The 16,129-nt window shown below is 72.1% G+C and carries 17 protein-coding genes; 12 read left to right on the forward strand and 5 right to left on the reverse strand.

Annotation, left to right across the window (positions count from 1 at the left end; genetic code table 11):
- Positions 1-138 precede the first annotated feature (138 nt).
- From ACIPFH_RS27250 to ACIPFH_RS27265, 4 genes are read left to right on the forward strand one after another with little or no spacing between them, the layout of a single operon-like run.
- A complete protein-coding gene (locus ACIPFH_RS27250) occupies positions 139-564 on the forward strand; it encodes a hypothetical protein (protein ID WP_356247244.1) in 426 nt (141 codons plus the stop codon).
- A complete protein-coding gene (locus tag ACIPFH_RS27255; RefSeq protein WP_401830343.1) occupies positions 561-1,463 on the forward strand; it encodes a transcriptional regulator in 903 nt (300 codons plus the stop codon). The genes ACIPFH_RS27250 and ACIPFH_RS27255 overlap by 4 nt, the downstream gene beginning before the upstream one ends.
- 34 nt (positions 1,464-1,497) lie before the next feature.
- Positions 1,498-2,037: a roadblock/LC7 domain-containing protein gene (locus ACIPFH_RS27260; RefSeq protein WP_356247248.1), complete on the forward strand. Its 540-nt coding sequence runs from the start codon at positions 1,498-1,500 to the stop codon at positions 2,035-2,037.
- A 22-nt stretch (positions 2,038-2,059) separates the two neighbouring features.
- The gene (locus ACIPFH_RS27265; protein ID WP_307163715.1) at positions 2,060-2,434 is read left to right on the forward strand and encodes a hypothetical protein; all 375 of its coding nucleotides are present in this window, start codon (positions 2,060-2,062) and stop codon (positions 2,432-2,434) included.
- A 44-nt stretch (positions 2,435-2,478) separates the two neighbouring features.
- Here the strand turns inward: ACIPFH_RS27265 and ACIPFH_RS27270 are convergent, their stop codons facing one another.
- The 3 genes from ACIPFH_RS27270 to ACIPFH_RS27280 all read right to left on the reverse strand — a co-directional run bounded on the left by ACIPFH_RS27270 (position 2,479) and on the right by ACIPFH_RS27280 (position 5,592).
- The gene (locus ACIPFH_RS27270; protein ID WP_401830346.1) at positions 2,479-3,063 is read right to left on the reverse strand and encodes a hypothetical protein; all 585 of its coding nucleotides are present in this window, start codon (positions 3,061-3,063) and stop codon (positions 2,479-2,481) included.
- Positions 3,064-3,175: 112 nt separating this feature from the next.
- Positions 3,176-4,087 carry a MurR/RpiR family transcriptional regulator gene (locus ACIPFH_RS27275; protein ID WP_401830349.1) on the reverse strand — a complete coding sequence of 304 codons (912 nt, stop codon included), beginning with the start codon at positions 4,085-4,087 and terminating at the stop codon, positions 3,176-3,178.
- On the reverse strand, positions 4,084-5,592 hold the full coding sequence (locus tag ACIPFH_RS27280) for an aromatic amino acid ammonia-lyase (protein ID WP_401830352.1): 1,509 nt from the start codon (positions 5,590-5,592) through the stop codon (positions 4,084-4,086). Before ACIPFH_RS27280 ends, ACIPFH_RS27275 begins: the two co-directional genes overlap by 4 nt.
- Before the next feature lie 142 nt (positions 5,593-5,734).
- Between ACIPFH_RS27280 and ACIPFH_RS27285 the strand changes: the two genes are divergently transcribed.
- From ACIPFH_RS27285 to ACIPFH_RS27305, 5 genes are all read left to right on the forward strand, one after another.
- The gene (locus tag ACIPFH_RS27285) at positions 5,735-6,778 is read left to right on the forward strand and encodes an ABC transporter ATP-binding protein (RefSeq protein WP_401830354.1); all 1,044 of its coding nucleotides are present in this window, start codon (positions 5,735-5,737) and stop codon (positions 6,776-6,778) included.
- On the forward strand, positions 6,775-7,416 hold the full coding sequence (locus tag ACIPFH_RS27290; protein ID WP_401830357.1) for an ABC transporter permease: 642 nt from the start codon (positions 6,775-6,777) through the stop codon (positions 7,414-7,416). Before ACIPFH_RS27285 ends, ACIPFH_RS27290 begins: the two co-directional genes overlap by 4 nt.
- The gene (locus tag ACIPFH_RS27295; protein ID WP_359121762.1) at positions 7,416-8,087 is read left to right on the forward strand and encodes an ABC transporter permease; all 672 of its coding nucleotides are present in this window, start codon (positions 7,416-7,418) and stop codon (positions 8,085-8,087) included. Before ACIPFH_RS27290 ends, ACIPFH_RS27295 begins: the two co-directional genes overlap by 1 nt.
- Positions 8,088-8,100: 13 nt before the next feature.
- The gene (locus tag ACIPFH_RS27300) at positions 8,101-9,033 is read left to right on the forward strand and encodes an ABC transporter substrate-binding protein (protein WP_401830359.1); all 933 of its coding nucleotides are present in this window, start codon (positions 8,101-8,103) and stop codon (positions 9,031-9,033) included.
- Between the two features lie 175 nt (positions 9,034-9,208).
- Positions 9,209-9,634, forward strand: coding sequence for a hypothetical protein (locus ACIPFH_RS27305; protein ID WP_401831124.1), 426 nt, complete (start codon positions 9,209-9,211; stop codon positions 9,632-9,634).
- A 15-nt stretch (positions 9,635-9,649) separates the two neighbouring features.
- Here ACIPFH_RS27305 and ACIPFH_RS27310 read toward each other — a convergent pair whose 3' ends face one another.
- The gene (locus ACIPFH_RS27310) at positions 9,650-10,435 is read right to left on the reverse strand and encodes an SDR family oxidoreductase (RefSeq protein WP_401830362.1); all 786 of its coding nucleotides are present in this window, start codon (positions 10,433-10,435) and stop codon (positions 9,650-9,652) included.
- A gap of 146 nt (positions 10,436-10,581) precedes the next feature.
- Between ACIPFH_RS27310 and ACIPFH_RS27315 the strand changes: the two genes are divergently transcribed.
- Positions 10,582-11,445 (forward strand): helix-turn-helix transcriptional regulator, encoded by an 864-nt coding sequence (locus tag ACIPFH_RS27315; RefSeq protein ID WP_401830363.1) that lies wholly within the window; start codon positions 10,582-10,584, stop codon positions 11,443-11,445.
- A gap of 412 nt (positions 11,446-11,857) precedes the next feature.
- Here the strand turns inward: ACIPFH_RS27315 and ACIPFH_RS27320 are convergent, their stop codons facing one another.
- Entirely contained in the window at positions 11,858-13,246 is a 1,389-nt protein-coding gene (locus tag ACIPFH_RS27320) for a cystathionine beta-synthase (RefSeq protein WP_401830365.1), read from the reverse strand.
- 161 nt (positions 13,247-13,407) lie between these two features.
- Here ACIPFH_RS27320 and ACIPFH_RS27325 point away from each other — a divergent pair, with 161 nt between their 5' ends.
- Together ACIPFH_RS27325 and ACIPFH_RS27330 are read left to right on the forward strand one after the other, a co-directional pair.
- Positions 13,408-14,442, forward strand: a complete 1,035-nt coding sequence (locus ACIPFH_RS27325) for an SGNH/GDSL hydrolase family protein (RefSeq protein WP_401830367.1) — start codon at positions 13,408-13,410, stop codon at positions 14,440-14,442.
- 286 nt (positions 14,443-14,728) lie between these two features.
- Positions 14,729-15,949: an acetyl-CoA C-acetyltransferase gene (locus ACIPFH_RS27330; protein ID WP_356247272.1), complete on the forward strand. Its 1,221-nt coding sequence runs from the start codon at positions 14,729-14,731 to the stop codon at positions 15,947-15,949.
- Positions 15,950-16,129: the final 180 nt, after the last annotated feature.

Consider the following 16,129-nt stretch of genomic DNA (forward strand, 5'->3'; position numbering starts at 1 on the left):
GAAACAGGGACAGTCGACCCACCTTAGTCACCTCGCCGCATGTTCCGCTGGAAAATGCCAGAAGACTCACTCCTCGCACCTACGTTGCGTAGCTTCTTCATCACTCAGCCGAACCGCAGGCGGGAGGGGAGCCCAACGGTGCCCGGAATCGACGAGTGTCTACTGGAGGCCATGCGGCTGCCCGGTGCCCGGGGCGCCGCGCTGGTCGACTGGACGAGCGGACTGGCCCTGGGCTCGGTCGGGGAGTTCCCCGGCGGCGACCACGAGGCGGCTGCCGCCGAGGCCGCCGAGGTCGCCCGGCTCACGGCGGAGCAGCGGGCGTTCGCCCCCGACGGCTACGCCGGCGACGGGACGGGATCGGCGGCCACCGGGGCCGGGGCCGCCGATCCTCCGGTCGAGGACCTGATCATCAGCAACCGGGACAGCTACCACGTGCTGCGCTTCGTGCCGACGTCCTTCGACAGCAGCGTGTTCCTGCACGTGTGGCTGGCCCGGCCGGACGGCAACCTCGCGCTGGCCCGGATCCGGCTGGGCGAGATGGCCGGTCGGCTGGTGCTGGGATGACCGCGGTGAGAACGACCCCGCAGGGGACGACCCCACCGCCCCGGCTGCCGGTGCGGGAGAAGTCGGCCGCCCGGGAACGCGGCAGCGGACTGTCGCCGATGCTGACCCGGCTCGCGGCCGAACGGGCCACCGGTGTCCTGGAGCGCGAGCGCGGCTCGCTCTACCTCGCCGAGGGCCGTGTGGTGCACGCCGAGAGCCCGCTCGCCCCGGGCCTCGACGTGCTCCTCCTGGCCCACGGCACCCTCGCCCCGGCCGTCTGGCAGGACGCGGTGGACCGGGCCGACGAGGAGTACGGCGTCGCCCGTCTGCTGCTCGACGCCGGCCGCGTCCCGCGCGGCGCGCTGGAGCTGTGCCACCTGGAGGCGGTGTACGACGCGGCGTACTTCGCGCTCACCCCCAGCAGCACCCCGGGCCATTTCCGGTACGGCGCCGGGCACTGGCTCGGCACGCTGCGGCCGGTCCCGGTCGAGGCGGTCGAGCGCGAGACGCTGCGCCGGCGTGAGCTGCTGCACCGTCTGTGGCCCGACCCGCTGACCGACGGGGCGCCGCTGCGGCGGGCCGAGACCGTCGCGGCGCCCGCGCCGACCGCCCGGCAGAGCGCGGTGCTGGCCCTGGTGGACGGTGTACGCACCGCGTCGGACATCGCCCGGGAGCTGGGCCGACAGGCCTTCCACACCCTGGTGGACGTCCGGCGGCTGGCGGCGGCGGGCCTGCTGACCGGTCTCTTCCCGCCACCCCGGCCGCAGCGCCCGCAGGCCGCTCCACCGCCCCACCCCGGTCTGGCCACGAGCCCCGTGGCACCGGCCCCGAACCCGGCACCGGGCGTCACCCTGCCCCGTGTCAACGACCCCGACATCACCTTGCTGAAGAGGCTCAGGGATGCGCTGGAGGCCCTTTGAACGGCAGCGACCGCGCGCCGAGAGGAGCGAGCTGATGGTGTCCGAGCCCGAGATACTCGACGAACTCCGGCGGCTGCGGGCCCGTGTGCCCCAGTTGACCGGCGCCCTGACAGCCGGCGTGGACGGTCTCGTCCTCGCCCACGACACGCCCGGCGTGGAGCCGGAGGTGGTGGCCGCGCTGACGGCCGCCGCCCTCGGCGTCGCGGTGCGGATGGCGGACACGACGGGCCAGGGCGACTTCCGTGAGCTGCTCGTGCGCGGGGTCTACGGCTACGTCGCGACCTACGCGGCCGGTGAGAGCGCGGTCCTGACCCTGCTCGCCCAGGACCGCGTCAACGTCGGGCGGCTGCACCTGGAGGGCCGCCGGGCCGGGGCCCGCATCGGGGAGCTCGTCGACGCGTGGGAGGCGAAGGCGCGGGAGGCGAAGGCCGCCTCCGCCAGTACACCGGCCAGGGCGCCGGCGAAGACACCCGCGAAGGCGCCCGTCCGGACGCCCGCCAAGCCCCCCATCGTACGGACCAGATCGGCGCGCGGCTCAGGGACCACCAACGCGCGCACCACCACGGAAAGTTGAGAAGGAACCGAGGAGCACTGTCATGGCCAACACCGAAACCACACTGAAAGAGTGTCTCGCCTCGATCGAGGGCGCGACCGGCGTCGCGCTCGTCGACTACACCAGCGGCATGGCGCTGGGCACCCTGGGCGGCAGCAAGACATTCGACCTGAACGTCGCCGCCGCCGGCAACACCGACGTGGTGCGCGCCAAGATGCGCACCATGGAGCACCTCGGGCTCAAGGGCCAGATCGAGGACATCCTGATCACGCTGAACGACCAGTACCACCTGATCCGGCTGATCAGCGGCCGCGGCGGCAACGGGCTCTTCATGTACCTGGTCCTGGACGCCAAGCGGGCCAACCTGGCGATGGCCCGCCACCAGCTGAAGAGGATCGAGGAGGACCTGGAGGTATAGCGGGCCCGGCCGCACCGGCCGGGCCCGGTCCCTGCGCAGTACGGCTAGACCAGCGCCGCGGTGCGGCGGCGGGCCCCGCCCGGGGCCGCGTCGCCGGCCGCGATGCCGGTGCTGCGGTACGCCTTGACGGCCTTGCCGGCCGGGCGTCCGCCGTGCCGGTCCAGCCAGTCGACGCGCACCCACAGCAGCGCGTCCTCGGCCCGTTCGCGGTGCCCGAGCCAGGCGGCCTTCAGCCGCAGCCCGGTTCCGCAGCCGGCGAGCAGCAGGCCGGCGGCCGCGGGCACCGCGAAGGAACTGCCGAGCGCGGCCACGAAGGCGAGCAGCAGCCACCAGCGGTGTCCACGCCTCCAGGTGCGGACGGTGACCGCCCGGTCCTGGAGCACATCGTTCTTGCCGGCCCGGGCGGCCCCGCGGCCAAGTCCGGTGATTCGCCTGCGGCCGCGCGACGCGACCACGGCGACGGCGACGACGAACAGCGCGGCCCCGGCCAGCACCCCGATCCGCCGCCCGGTGAGGCCGGGCACCAGAACCCCGACCCCCGCCGCGAACACCCCGCACCACCACAACGGCGCGGCTCCGGCCCGTACGACGACGGCCACCCGAGCCAGCCCCTGCCCTCCGCGCGCCACGTCCGCCTCCTGGTCTCTCCGGCACAGTTCCGTGGCCGTCCAGAGTAGTGAGCGAACGTGAGACGAGTCTGAGAGAACGCCCCGGAAAGTCGCGCCCGTCGGGAGTGGCGGCCTACTCGACGAAGAGCCCTCGTGCCGCCGCCCGCGCGTCGAACTCCTCCAGCCGGGCCTGGGCGTCGGGCAGGTCGTCGCACATCGCCTCCAGCAGCACCCGCCCGAGCAGCATCGGCGCGCACGCCGTGTCGAAGGCCAGACCGGTGCCGACGGCGGCGGGCAGCAGCAGGTCGGAGACCTTGGCGACCGGCGCGAACGCGGAGTCGGCGACCGTCACCACGCTCAGCCCCGCCGCCCGGGCGTAGGCGAGGGTGTCGACGACCTCGCGCGGATGCCGGGGCAGCGCGAAGCAGAGCAGGGCCGAGGCGCCCGCCCGGACGGCGGCGTCGATCCGGTCGTGGATCATCGTGCCGCCCTCGTTCAGCAGGCGTACGTCCGGATGGACCTTGGCGGCGAAGTACGCGAACCCGTACGCCTGGGAGGCGGCGGCCCGCAGTCCGAGCACGGGGAGCGGACGCGAGGCCGCCAGCAGCCGGCCCGCCCGCTGCACCGGCCGGGGATCGGCGAGGAGTTCGGCGAGGTGCTTCAGGTTCTCGATCTCGGCCTCGACCGCCTGCTGGTACTCGTTGTACGAGGCCGAGCCCGCCGTCTGTTCGGCGGGAGCGACCTCGCGCAGGTGCTTGCGCAGGGCGGGGTAGCCGTCGAAGCCGAGGGCGACCGCGAAGCGGGTCACGGACGGCTGACTGACGCCCGCGAGCTCGGCCAGCTCCACGCTGGACAGGAACGGCACGTCGGCGGCGCGCCGCACCATGCTGTGCGCGATGCGCCGCTGGGTCGGCGTCAGCCGGTGCCCCTCGAAGAGCGCCTGCAGCCGAGCGGCGGGACTGTCCGGCACACCGGCACCCGGCGCCTCGGCGCCCGGCCCCCCTGGCCCCGGCTCTCCCCCACCGGTCTCCGTATCCGCGCTCATGCCCCGCTCCCCCTCCAGATGTCCGTGAACCGGTCCAGCAGTGCGGCCGCCCCGCGCACGTCGTCCGTGAGCGGCCGGTCGGCCTGTTCCGCGTCGAGCACCGCCTCGGCCAGCTCCAGCGCCCGCGCCACCGGAAGTCCCGGCTCGGGCCGCAGCTCGCGCTGACGCAGCGCCCGTACGGCGGCGACGAGTTCGCAGCCGACGACGAGACGGTACGCGGCACAGGCGCGCAGTGTCTGCCGGGCGGCGAGCGAGGCGAAACTGGCCTGTTCCTCGACGCCCCGGGAGAGTACAGCGTGGCCGAGCGAGGCGGGCGCGGAGAAGGCCCGCAGGTCACCCAGGGCGGCCGCGGCGGCGTACTCCAGGATCATCACGCCGGAGGAGGCGGGCTCGGGATCGGCGAGGAAGGGGCGCAGGCGGGTGTAGGCCGGTTCGTTCAGGGTCGACAGGCGTGAGGTGGACAGCCGGGCCACCTGGGTCAGCGCCAGCCTGAAGTGGTCCAGGGCGAGGGCGAGTTGGGCTTGGTAGAAGCCGCCGTGGTGGTAGGCGGCCATGTCCTCGGGGGAGATGAGCGGGTTCTCGGCGGCCGCGTTGATCTCGATGCCGATCACGTCCTCCAGGGCGTCGGCGGCGTCGTGCGCCGGCCCGTGGATCTGGGGCAGACAGCGGAAGCCGTAGGGGTCCTGGATCCTGCCGAGGGGCGGCGTGGGCCGGTCCTGCGCGCCGATCAGCTCCCGCATGCGGCGGGCGACTTCGGCGGACCCGCGGTGCGGGCGGGCGGCGTGCACAGGGGCGGCGTACGCCTCGTGCGAGCCGTCCACGGCGAGCAGGGAGAGCGCGGCGACGACCTGGGTGGCCTCCAGGAGCCCGCGCAGTTCGTGCAGGGCGAGGGCGGACTGGCCGAGGGTGAGGGCGTTGCTGCTGATGAGCGCGAGGGCGTCGTTGTTGTCGAGCTGCTGCGGCTCGGGGGCTCCGGTGCCGTGCCACGGGTGCTCCCCCACCAGCGCGAGCCCGACCTGTGCCAGCGCCGCGAGGTCTCCGGTGCCCACCGAGCCGAACTCGTTGACGACCGGGTACGCCCCGTTCTCCAGTGCCTCGCACAGTGCCGTGACGATGCCGGGCCGCAGGCCGGCGCCTCCGGCGAGCAGTTGGTTGGCGCGGACGGCGAGCATGGCCCGGACCTGCCGTGCGGGCAGTTCCTCGCCGATGGCGCCGGCATGACTGCGCAGCAGGCGCAGGCCGTGCTCGGCGGCCGCCTCGGTGGGTACGTCCTCGTTCCGGTTGGCGCCGACTCCGGTGGAGCGGCCGTAGACGCGACCGGTGGCGGCGATCCGGCGGGCGGCGTCCCACGACTCGGTCATCCGCTGTGTCGCGTCGGTGCCGGGGACCGGCCGGGCGGCCCGGTCGGCGAGGCGCGCGACGTCCGCGACACCCAGGGCGATCCCGTCGAGGACGACGAGACCGAGGCCCACCCCTGGAAGGGCGTCCACCATCCGAGACGACATAAGGCCACAAACTCCCCTCGATCCGGACACTCGATCTTGCCCAACGGTCATCCGTTACCTCGGATTAACACGGAACCGTTGACAAGTTATTCACCTACCGAGAACTCTGCATGACGTTATACAGCCGGGCAAGGGACAACTCATGATCCAGTTCGACGCGGTCCACAAGCGCTTCCCCAACGGCACGACAGCAGTCCACGATCTCTCCCTCCACATGCCGGAGGGGGGCGTGACCGTACTGGTCGGTTCCTCCGGTTGCGGCAAGACGACCACCCTGCGGATGATCAACCGGATGGTCGATCCGACCTCCGGGACCATCAACGTCAACGGCAAGGACGTCACCCGCCAGGACGCGGCCGAACTGCGCCGCTCCATCGGGTACGTCATCCAGCAGTCCGGGCTCTTCCCGCACCGCACGGTGCTCGACAACGTCGCCACCGTGCCGCTGCTGCTGGGCCACGGCCGGCGCAGGGCCCGCGCCCGCGCGGCCGAACTGCTGGAGACCGTCGGCCTGTCCGCCGACGCCGGGAAGCGCTACCCGCACCAGCTGTCCGGCGGCCAGCAACAGCGCGTCGGGGTGGCCCGCGCGCTCGCCGCCGACCCGCCGGTGCTCCTCATGGACGAGCCCTTCGGCGCGGTCGACCCGGTGGTCCGCACCCAGCTTCAGGACGAACTGCTCCGGCTCCAGAAGGAGTTGAGCAAGACCATCGTCTTCGTCACGCACGACATCGACGAGGCCGTCCGCCTCGGCGACCAGATCGCCGTGTTCCGCACGGGCGGCCACCTGGTCCAGTGCGCCTCGCCCGCCGAGCTGCTCGCGCGCCCGGCCGACGACTTCGTGGCCGACTTCCTCGGCGCCGAGCGGGGCCTGAAGCTGCTCTCGCTGACGACCCTCGCGGACGTCCCCCAGGGCCCCGCCCCCGAAGGCGGCGCCTGGACCCTCGTACTCGACGAGGCGCGCAGGCCGCTGCACTGGGCGACGAAGGACGCCGCCGGCACCGCCGTACCCGTGCGCCCGCTCAGGGACGCCGACTCCCTGCTGTCCGCGCTCAACGAGTCGGTCGCCTCCCCCACCGGGCTCGTCGCCCGCGTCGACGCGGGCGGCGTCCTCACCGGCGTCACCTCCCGCGACGACATCCACACCCACGCCGGCCGGGCCCACACCGAGGCACGGGTGGCCGCATGAGCATCGACTGGTCCTGGGTATCGGGCCACACAGACGACCTGACCACCCTCGCGGTCTCCCACCTCGAGGCCGCGCTGACCGCCGTCCTCCTCGGCCTGCTGATCAGCCTCCCCCTCGCGGTGATCGCCCACCGGGTCCGCCCCCTGCGCGGCTTCCTGCTCGGCCTCTCCAACGTCCTGTTCACGATCCCGTCGATAGCGATCTTCGTTCTGCTGCTGCCGGTCAGCGGTCTCACCCGCACCACGACCGTCATCGGCCTGACCGTCTACACCCTGGTCGTGCTGCTGCGGAACACGGTCGAAGGGCTCGACTCGGTGCCCGCGAAGACCAAGGAGGCGGCCAAGGCGATGGGCACACGCCCCCTGCGCACGCTCCTCACCGTCGAGTTCCCGCTCGCACTGCCCGTGATCATGGCGGGCGTCCGCATCGCGACGGTCATGTCGATCTCCCTGGTCTCCGTCGCCACCTACATCGGCGACGGCGGCCTCGGCCAGCTCTTCACCGACGGCTTCCAGCGCAACTTCCCGACTCCGGTGATCGCGGGAGTGGTCCTCACGATCCTCCTGGCGGTCGTCGCCGACGCGTCGCTGGTCGGCGTCCAGTACCTCCTCACCCCCTGGAAGAGGCGGCGAGCCTGATGTTCGAACTGTTCAAGAACCTCGGCGACTGGCTGACCAGCGGCGCCCAGTGGTCCGGCCCGGACGGCATCGCGCACCGCCTCGCCGAACATCTCCAGTACTCGCTGCTGGCCACCCTCGTCGCGACCGTGATCGCCCTCCCGGTCGGCCTGCTGATCGGCCACACCGGCCGGGGCGCCTTCCTCGCGATCAACCTGGCCTCGTTCGGCCGGGCCCTGCCCACCGTCGGCCTGGTCGTCCTGGTCTTCCTCGCCAGCGGCCTGTCCATGTGGCCGGTGTACGTCGCGCTGGTCGCCCTCGCGGTCCCGTCCATCGTCACCAACACCTACGCCGGGATGACGGCCGTCGACCCGGACGTGAAGGACGCGGCACGCGGCCAGGGCATGCGGGGCCACCAGGTCCTGTTCCAGGTGGAGCTGCCGCTGGCGCTCCCGCTGATCATGACCGGCCTGCGCCTCGCGCTCATCCAGGTCGTCGCCACGGCCACCATCGCCGCGTACGTCTCCTTCGGCGGCCTCGGCCGTTACGTCTTCGACGGCCTCGCCCAGCGCGACCTCGTCCAGGTGCTCGGCGGCGCGGTCCTGGTCGCCGCCGTCGCCATCGCCCTGGACCTGGCGCTCTCCGGCCTCCAGCGCCTCCTCTTCCGGCACCGCCCCGCTCAGACCGCCTAGGGAAGTCAGCGAAATGAACCGACGCACGATCCTCGGCGGCCTGTTCGCGGCCGCGACCGTCCCCGCCCTGACCGCCTGCGCGAGCGGCATCACCTCCCTCGACAACGAGGGTGCCACCTCCGCCGGCGGCGGCTCCAGCAAGGGCGGAATCACCATCGGCACCGCCAACTTCACCGAGAACCAGGTACTCGGCTACCTCTACGCGGCCGTCCTGGAACAGGCCGGCGTGAAGGTGAAGGTCCGCCCCAACCTCGGCACCCGCGAGATCGTGATCCCCGCGCTCAGGGGCGGCGACATCGACCTGCTGCCCGAGTACCAGGGCGCCCTCCTCAACTACCTCGACCCGAAGGCCACGGCCGCCGAGGAGGGCGCGATGCAGAACGCCCTCACCCTCGCCCTGCCCAGCGGCCTGCAGGTGCTGCCGTACGGCACGGCCGAGGACTCCGACGCGTTCGTCGTCACCCGCGAGACGGCGAAGAAGTACGGCCTCACCTCCCTCGCGGACCTGAAGAAGCAGAACGGCAGGCTGGTCGTCGGCGCGGCCCCCGAGGTGAAGAAGCGCCAGGTGGGTGTGGTCGGGCTGAAGGACGTGTACGGCGTCGAGTTCAAGGAGTTCAAGTCGCTGGACTCCGACGGTCCACTCGTCAAGGGCGCCCTGAAGAAGGGCGACGTCGACGTGGCGAACCTCTTCACCACCGACACGGACATCGAGGCCAACGACTGGGTAGTGCTGGCCGATCCCGAGAACCTGATCCCGAGTCAGCACATCGTGCCGCTCATCGCCGACCGCAAGGCCGACGACACCGTCCGCAAGGCCCTCGCCAGGCTCGGCAACGTCCTCACCACCGAGCAGCTGACCGAGCTCAACCGTCAGGTGGACAAGGACAAGAAGGACCCGGAGGACGTGGCGAACGCGTACGCCGAGCAACACGGACTGGCGAAGTAGCCGCGCCCGTCCCCGTCGCCACCCCCCGTCGCCACCCCTCCCTGTCCCCCCCGCCACCGTCCTCCCCGCCGTCCTCCCCGGGGGCCGGACCCGACCCTGGACAGGGGGGCTATCCCCAGTGCGGTGGGCGTCCCCGCTGCCTAGCCTGGTCTCCATGACGGGATGGGAGACCACGATGGAAGCGCGGGACACGGACCTGAAGAAGGACCTCGACGCCACCCTGCAGACCCGCAGGGAACTGGGCGAGGAGTACGAGTCCGCGCTGGTGGACTCGTTCCTGGAGAAGGTCGACCTGCGCATCGACGGCGCGGTGGAGCGCCGGGTGCGGCGGCAGTTCGCGGAGCAGCAGATGGTGGCGGCCCGGGACGCCCGCTCGCCGAAGGCGACGGACTCGTGGGGCGAGCGCTTCGGCTTCGGCATCGTCTCGCTGGTGCTGGCGGTCCCGCTGTCCGCGATCGGCGCGGGTACCGCGCACCTGCCGGGCCTGATCGTCTCCTGGGTGGGCATCGTCGGCGTCAACGTGGTCCAGGCCGCCCGCAGCAACCCCGGTCTCTTCGGCGGTCGGCGGCGCCCCTCGAAGGACGGCGACTGGGAGGAGTGACCCCCGGCCCCGGCATCACGCCTGCCGGGTCGGCAGCACCATGATCTGCCGCAGGTTGACGTGCCGGGGGCGGCTGGTCGCGTAGGCGACGACATCGGCGATCTCGGCCGAGGACAGCGCGCCGATCGCGTCGAGCATGCCGTCCAGCTGCCCGGCCAGCTCGTCGTTGTCGAGGTGCGTAGCCAGTTCGGTCTCCGTCAGCCCCGGCTCGACGTTGGTGACGCGCACGTCCCGGGGCCCGAACTCGGTGCGCAGGGACTGGGAGAGATAGGTGACGGCGGCCTTGGTCGCGCCGTACACCGCGTAGTTCGGGAACGTGATGTGCGCGCCGATGGACGAGACGTTCACCAGGTCGGCGCTGCGCCCCTCGGCGGCGGCGCCCACCAGGTCCCCGGTGAAGGCGCGGATGACCCGCAGCACTCCGGTGACGTTGGTGTCGAGCATCCGCTGCCACTCGTCGATCCGGCCGTCGTCGACGGGGTTCGGCAGCATGACGCCGGCGTTGTTGACGACCAGGTCGACGTTCCCGTAGGCCTCCCGGATCCGGTCGGCGGCCGCGGCCACCGACGCGTCGTCGGTGACGTCGGCGACGACCGCGAGGGCCTCGCCCCCGTCGGCGCGGATCTTCTCGACGACCGCCTCCAGCCGGTCCCCGCGCCGGGCCAGCAGCGCCACCCGGGCCCCCGAACCGGCGAGCGCCACGGCCACCGCCTCCCCGATCCCACTGGCGGCACCGGTGACGACGGCGGTTCGACCGACGAGGCTCGCGTACTGGTTCCCGTTCTGGTTCTCGTACGACATCTGCTGCTCCTGGAAAGGCGGGCCGGGGCGTCTCCCCGGTGGCAGACACCACTCTCACCGCCCGCCACGGCCCTACCCAGGGATGAGCTTTTCCTGGGTCTGCCAGTACCAGGTTCGCCGTCCGCTCCTCCCCTACGATCGAACCCATGGACGGGGACCTTGGAGACTTTCTGCGCTCACGCCGCGCTCGCATCCAGCCGGAGGAGGTCGGACTGCCCTCGCACGGGCGCCGGCGGGTACCCGGTCTGCGTCGCGAGGAGGTGGCGCAGCTGGCCGGAGTGAGCGTCGACTACTACATCCGCTTGGAACAGGGCAGGGGCCCTGGGGGTCCCTCCAGGACGAAGTCTGGGGGAGTCAGCGACGCGGTCCTGGACGCCGTGGGGCGCGTGCTGCGCCTGGACGACACCGAACAGGCCTATCTGCGCGCCGTCGCACGCCCCCGCAGGCCGGTCGCGCGTCCGGCCGCGCCCCGCGTCCGCGCGGGCGTCCGGTCGCTGCTCGACAGCATGGAGCGCACCCCGGCCTTCGTGCTGGACCAGCGGATGGACGTGCTGGCGTGGAACACCCTCGCCGACGCGGTCTTCGGCTACAGCCGCACCGGGCCGGAGGGCCGCAGCATCCCGCGGCACGTCTTCCTCGACCCCGGCTCCCACGACTTCTACCCGGAATGGTCCGCGGTGGCCGTCCAGTGCGTCGCGCATCTGCGGATGCTGGCCGGCCACCACCAGGACGACCGCCGGCTGACCGCGCTCGTCGGGGAACTCTCGCTGAAGAGCGACGACTTCCGCCGGCTGTGGGCCGATCACCCGGTCCGGGAGTGCGCGTACGGGGTGAAGCGGATCCAGCACCCGGTCGCGGGCCTGCTGACCTTCCCGTACGAGACGCTGGCGGTCTCGGCGGACCCGGACCAGAACCTGCTGGTCTACACCCCGGAAGCGGGCTCCGAGACGGAGGAGCGGCTGCGGCTCCTGGGCAGCTGGAGGGCGACGCCGGTCGAGACGTCGTCCTGACCCAAGTCCGGCGGACACGACTCAGGGCCTGTCCGGTGGACAGGCCCTGAGTGACGAAAGCTTGCGCGGGGACCGCCGCACCCCCGTTACCGGGGGGCGGGACGACGGCGGTCCCCGCGAGGGACGCGGGCCGGGTCAGGCCGGGCTTGCGCGTCCGTGGCGTCGGTGGAGGTCCGGGAGCCGCTCCGGAGGTCCGTGACGCCGTTTTGGTGCCGGTCGGGCGGGGAGCCGCTCCCGCCCTGCCGACATCCACAAATATGCCGGACGCGTGTTAACCGGGTGCTGCGTGCACGTGACACACTCGTACCACTTCCGCGAAGTCCACCACTTCGGTAGGCAAACGGAAGTTCGGCGCCCGAGGGGGCCGTTCACCGCAGGTTTCCCGGAGGTTGCGGCTCCCGTCCCCCGGAAGTTACTTCCCGCCCTTGGCCAGGAAGGCCAGCAGGTCCTGGCGGCTGACGACGCCGGTGGGCTTGCCCTCGACGAGGACGATCGCCGCGTCCGCGGTGCCCAGCACCGACATCAGATCGCCGACCGGCTCACCGGAGCCGACCTGGGGCAGCGGGGCGGACATGTGCTTCTCCAGCGGGTCGTCGAGCGAGGCCCGCTGGGTGAACAGCGCGTCCAGCAGCTCCCGCTCCACGACCGACCCGACGACCTCGGCGGCCATGACGTCCGGGTGACCGGCGCCCGGCTTCACGATCGGCATCTGGGAGACGCCGTACTCGCGCAGCACCTCGATGGCCTGGCCGACGGTCTCGTCCGGGTGCATGTGGACGAGGGACGGGATGGCGCCGTGCACCTTGTCGTTGAGGACGTCGGCGACGCGGGCGCTGGGGCCCTCGTCCTCGAGGAAGCCGTAGTCGGCCATCCACTCGTCGTTGAAGATCTTGCTGAGGTAGCCGCGACCGCTGTCGGGCAGGAGGACGACGACGACGTCGTCCGGGCCCAGCCGCTCGGCGACGCGCAGGGCGGCCACGACGGCCATCCCGCAGGAGCCGCCGACCAGCAGGCCCTCCTCCTTCGCGAGCCGGCGGGTCATCTGGAAGGAGTCCTTGTCGGACACCGGGACGATCTCGTCGGCGACGGTCCGGTCGTAGGCGCTCGGCCAGAAGTCCTCACCGACGCCCTCGACGAGGTACGGCCGCCCGGAACCGCCGGAGTACACGGAACCCTCGGGGTCGGCGCCGACGACCTGGACGCGGCCCTCGCTGGCGTCCTTCAGGTAGCGGCCGGTGCCGGAGATGGTGCCGCCGGTGCCGACGCCGGTGACGAAGTGGGTGATCCGCCCCTCCGTCTGCTCCCACAGTTCGGGGCCGGTGGAGTGGTAGTGGGAGAGCGGGTTGTGGGGGTTGGAGTACTGGTCCGGCTTCCAGGCGTCCGGCGTCTCACGCACCAGCCGGTCGGAGACGTTGTAGTAGGAGTCCGGGTGCTCGGGATCCACGGCGGTCGGGCAGACGACGACCTCGGCCCCGTAGGCCCGCAGCACGTTGATCTTGTCGGTGCTCACCTTGTCGGGGCACACGAAGATGCACTTGTACCCCTTCTGCTGCGCCACGATGGCGAGCCCGACCCCGGTGTTTCCGCTGGTCGGCTCGACGATCGTGCCCCCCGGCCGGAGCTCCCCGCTCTTCTCCGCCGCCTCGATCATGCGCAGGGCGATGCGGTCCTTCACGGAACCGCCCGGGTTGAAGTACTCCACCTTGGCCAGGACGGTCGCCCGGATGCCCTTGGTCACGCTGTTGAGCTTCACCAGCGGGGTGTTGCCGACGAGGCTGATCATCGAGTCGTGGAATTGCACCGTTGTCTCCGGTTGCTTGCAAAAACAGTGGTCGTAGTGGTTACGCCAGGGTACGGCCCGGGCGACGGCCGGGTCGGCAGGTTCACTCCTGGTTGAGATTGGACGACGGTCCGTACGGGGCAAGGAGTGGGTGTACGGATACGAGGAGGTGGCGTCGAGGCATGACGAGCATGTCGAGGGCGAGAGTGGCCCGGCGCATCGCGGCCGGCGCGGCCTATGGCGGCGGCGGCATCGGACTGGCCGGGGCGGCCGCGGTCGGGCTGGTGGTGGCGGAGGTGCACCTGGCCCGGCGCCAGGTGAACAACGGGGCGCATCCGCACGTCCCCCACGCGGACGGCCGCTACGGCGTCGCCTACGACGCCCCCGGGCCCGGCAAGGAACCCCTGCGCCTGACGATGCTGGGCGACTCCACGGCGGCGGGCCAGGGCGTTCACCGCTCAGGTCAGACCCCTGGCGCCCTGCTGGCCTCGGGTCTGGCGGCGGTCGCCGAGCGCCCGGTGGAACTGCGCAACGTGGCGCTTCCCGGCGCCCAGTCCGACGACCTCGACCGTCAGGTCGCGCTGGTCCTCGGCGACTCCGACCGGGTGCCCGACGTCTGCGTGATCATGATCGGCGCGAACGACGTGACCCATCGCATGCCGGCCACCCGGTCGGTCCGCCACCTGTCCTCGGCGGTACGACGGCTGCGCACGGCCGGCGCGGAGGTCGTCGTCGGCACCTGTCCCGACCTGGGCACGATCGAGCCGGTCCAGCAGCCGCTGCGCTGGCTGGCCCGCCGGGCGTCCCGTCAGCTGGCGGCCGCCCAGACGATCGGCGCCGTCGAGCAGGGCGGCCGCACGGTCTCCCTGGGCGACCTGCTGGGCCCCGAGTTCGAGGCCAACCCGCGCGAGCTGTTCGGCCCCGACCACTACCACCCCTCGGCGGAGGGGTACGCGACGGCGGCGATGGCGATCCTCCCCACGGTCTGCGCGACCCTCGGCCTCTGGCCGGAGGAGGAACGCCCGGACGTCTCCCGCCGCGAGGGTTTCCTGCCGGTGGCCCGGGCAGCGGCGGAAGCGGCCTCGGAGGCCGGCACGGAAGTCACCGCGGCGATGCCGACCGGCCCACGGGGTCCCTGGGCCCTGCTGAAGCGCCGCCGCCGGCGCCGGGTCTCGGAAACGGAACCGACGTCCCCCATCAGCCAGTCCGGCGTCTGAGGAGGGGGCCTGTCCAGGGCCGAAGCGGGGGTCCGGGGGCGGGCAGCCCTCGGACCCTGTGCGCCCCGCCCGCACGCCTCCCACCCGCACGCCTCCCGGCCGACCGCCGGAGGCCCAAGCAAGCGCTTAGTAAATTGCGGTCAGGGTCACACCGCCATCCCCGTGACCCAGGCCATACGTACGGGTAACTTCCCAGACAGCCGTGCCCGTACGAACCGCCCACCCGTCGCCCGACCACCACCCCTCAAGGCGGCGCTACGCGCCACCCTTCCTGCCTGGAGCCGTGATGCCCGAAGCCGTCATCGTCTCGACCGCCCGCTCGCCCATCGGCCGCGCCTTCAAGGGCTCCCTGAAGGATCTGCGTCCGGACGACCTCACCGCCACGATCATCCAGGCGGCCCTCGCCAAGGTCCCCGAGCTGGACCCGAGGGACATCGACGACCTGATGCTCGGCTGCGGCCTGCCCGGCGGTGAGCAGGGCCACAACCTCGGTCGCATCGTGGCGGTGCAGATGGGGATGGACCACCTCCCCGGCTGCACGGTCACCCGTTACTGTTCCTCGTCCCTCCAGACCAGCCGCATGGCCCTGCACGCCATCAAGGCCGGCGAGGGCGACGTCTTCATCTCGGCCGGCGTCGAGCTGGTCTCCCGGTTCACCAAGGGCAACTCCGACAGCCTGCCCGACACGCACAACCCGTTCTTCGCCGAGGCCGAGGCCCGCACCGCGGCCGTCGCGGCCCAGGAGGGCACCACCTGGCACGACCCGCGCGAGGACGGCGTCGTCCCGGACGCCTACATCGCGATGGGCCAGACCGCCGAGAACCTCGCCCGCCTCAAGGGCGTCACCCGCCAGGACATGGACGAGTTCGGCGTCCGCTCGCAGAACCTCGCCGAGGAAGCCATCAAGAACGGCTTCTGGGAGCGGGAGATCACCCCGGTGACGCTTCCCGACGGCACGGTCGTCAGCAAGGACGACGGCCCGCGCGCCGGCGTCACGCTGGAGGGCGTCCAGGGCCTGAAGCCGGTGTTCCGCCCCGACGGCATGGTCACCGCCGCCAACTGCTGCCCGCTGAACGACGGCGCCGCCGCGGTCGTCGTCATGAGCGACACCAAGGCCCGCGAGCTCGGCCTCACCCCGCTCGCCCGCATCGTGTCGACCGGCGTCTCCGGCCTGTCCCCCGAGATCATGGGCCTGGGCCCGGTCGAGGCGAGCAACCAGGCCCTGCGCCGCGCCGGCCTCACCATCGACGACATCGACCTGGTCGAGATCAACGAGGCGTTCGCCGCGCAGGTGATCCCCTCCTACCGCGAGCTCGGCATCGACCTCGACAAGCTGAACGTCAACGGCGGCGCCATCGCCGTCGGCCACCCCTTCGGCATGACGGGCGCCCGCATCACCGGCACGCTCATCAATTCCCTCCAGTTCCACGACAAGCAGTTCGGCCTGGAGACGATGTGCGTCGGCGGCGGCCAGGGCATGGCGATGGTCATCGAGCGCCTGAGCTGAACGAGCCCTCTGCGTAACCGTTTCAGCACCTGATGTGACGGATCGGCCCGGACTCCGGAAAGCCCCCGGACTCCGGGCCGTTTGGTGATTCAATCTCCTCCAGGATGTGACCTATCTCCCTCTCGGAGGGATTTACGCAGCTCAGTGGCGCTCGTCACCGGACCCCAGGCTCAAAGTCCT

It is taken from the genome of Streptomyces sp. NPDC088157 (assembly GCF_044741545.1).
In the GTDB taxonomy this organism is placed as follows: domain Bacteria; phylum Actinomycetota; class Actinomycetes; order Streptomycetales; family Streptomycetaceae; genus Streptomyces.

Excerpts from the sequence above, each read along its gene's own strand:
- ACIPFH_RS27325 (WP_401830367.1), top strand. The coding sequence starts at position 13,408 with ATGACGAGCATGTCGAGGGCGAGAGTGGCCCGGCGCATCGCGGCCGGC.
- ACIPFH_RS27275 (WP_401830349.1), bottom strand. The coding sequence starts at position 4,087 with ATGAGCGCGGATACGGAGACCGGTGGGGGAGAGCCGGGGCCAGGGGGG.
- ACIPFH_RS27280 (WP_401830352.1), bottom strand. The coding sequence starts at position 5,592 with ATGTCGTCTCGGATGGTGGACGCCCTTCCAGGGGTGGGCCTCGGTCTC.
- ACIPFH_RS27300 (WP_401830359.1), top strand. The coding sequence starts at position 8,101 with ATGAACCGACGCACGATCCTCGGCGGCCTGTTCGCGGCCGCGACCGTC.
- ACIPFH_RS27305 (WP_401831124.1), top strand. The coding sequence starts at position 9,209 with ATGGAAGCGCGGGACACGGACCTGAAGAAGGACCTCGACGCCACCCTG.
- ACIPFH_RS27310 (WP_401830362.1), bottom strand. The coding sequence starts at position 10,435 with ATGTCGTACGAGAACCAGAACGGGAACCAGTACGCGAGCCTCGTCGGT.
- ACIPFH_RS27260 (WP_356247248.1), top strand. The coding sequence starts at position 1,498 with ATGGTGTCCGAGCCCGAGATACTCGACGAACTCCGGCGGCTGCGGGCC.
- ACIPFH_RS27315 (WP_401830363.1), top strand. The coding sequence starts at position 10,582 with ATGGACGGGGACCTTGGAGACTTTCTGCGCTCACGCCGCGCTCGCATC.
- ACIPFH_RS27255 (WP_401830343.1), top strand. The coding sequence starts at position 561 with ATGACCGCGGTGAGAACGACCCCGCAGGGGACGACCCCACCGCCCCGG.
- ACIPFH_RS27295 (WP_359121762.1), top strand. The coding sequence starts at position 7,416 with ATGTTCGAACTGTTCAAGAACCTCGGCGACTGGCTGACCAGCGGCGCC.
- ACIPFH_RS27265 (WP_307163715.1), top strand. The coding sequence starts at position 2,060 with ATGGCCAACACCGAAACCACACTGAAAGAGTGTCTCGCCTCGATCGAG.
- ACIPFH_RS27285 (WP_401830354.1), top strand. The coding sequence starts at position 5,735 with ATGATCCAGTTCGACGCGGTCCACAAGCGCTTCCCCAACGGCACGACA.
- ACIPFH_RS27330 (WP_356247272.1), top strand. The coding sequence starts at position 14,729 with ATGCCCGAAGCCGTCATCGTCTCGACCGCCCGCTCGCCCATCGGCCGC.
- ACIPFH_RS27290 (WP_401830357.1), top strand. The coding sequence starts at position 6,775 with ATGAGCATCGACTGGTCCTGGGTATCGGGCCACACAGACGACCTGACC.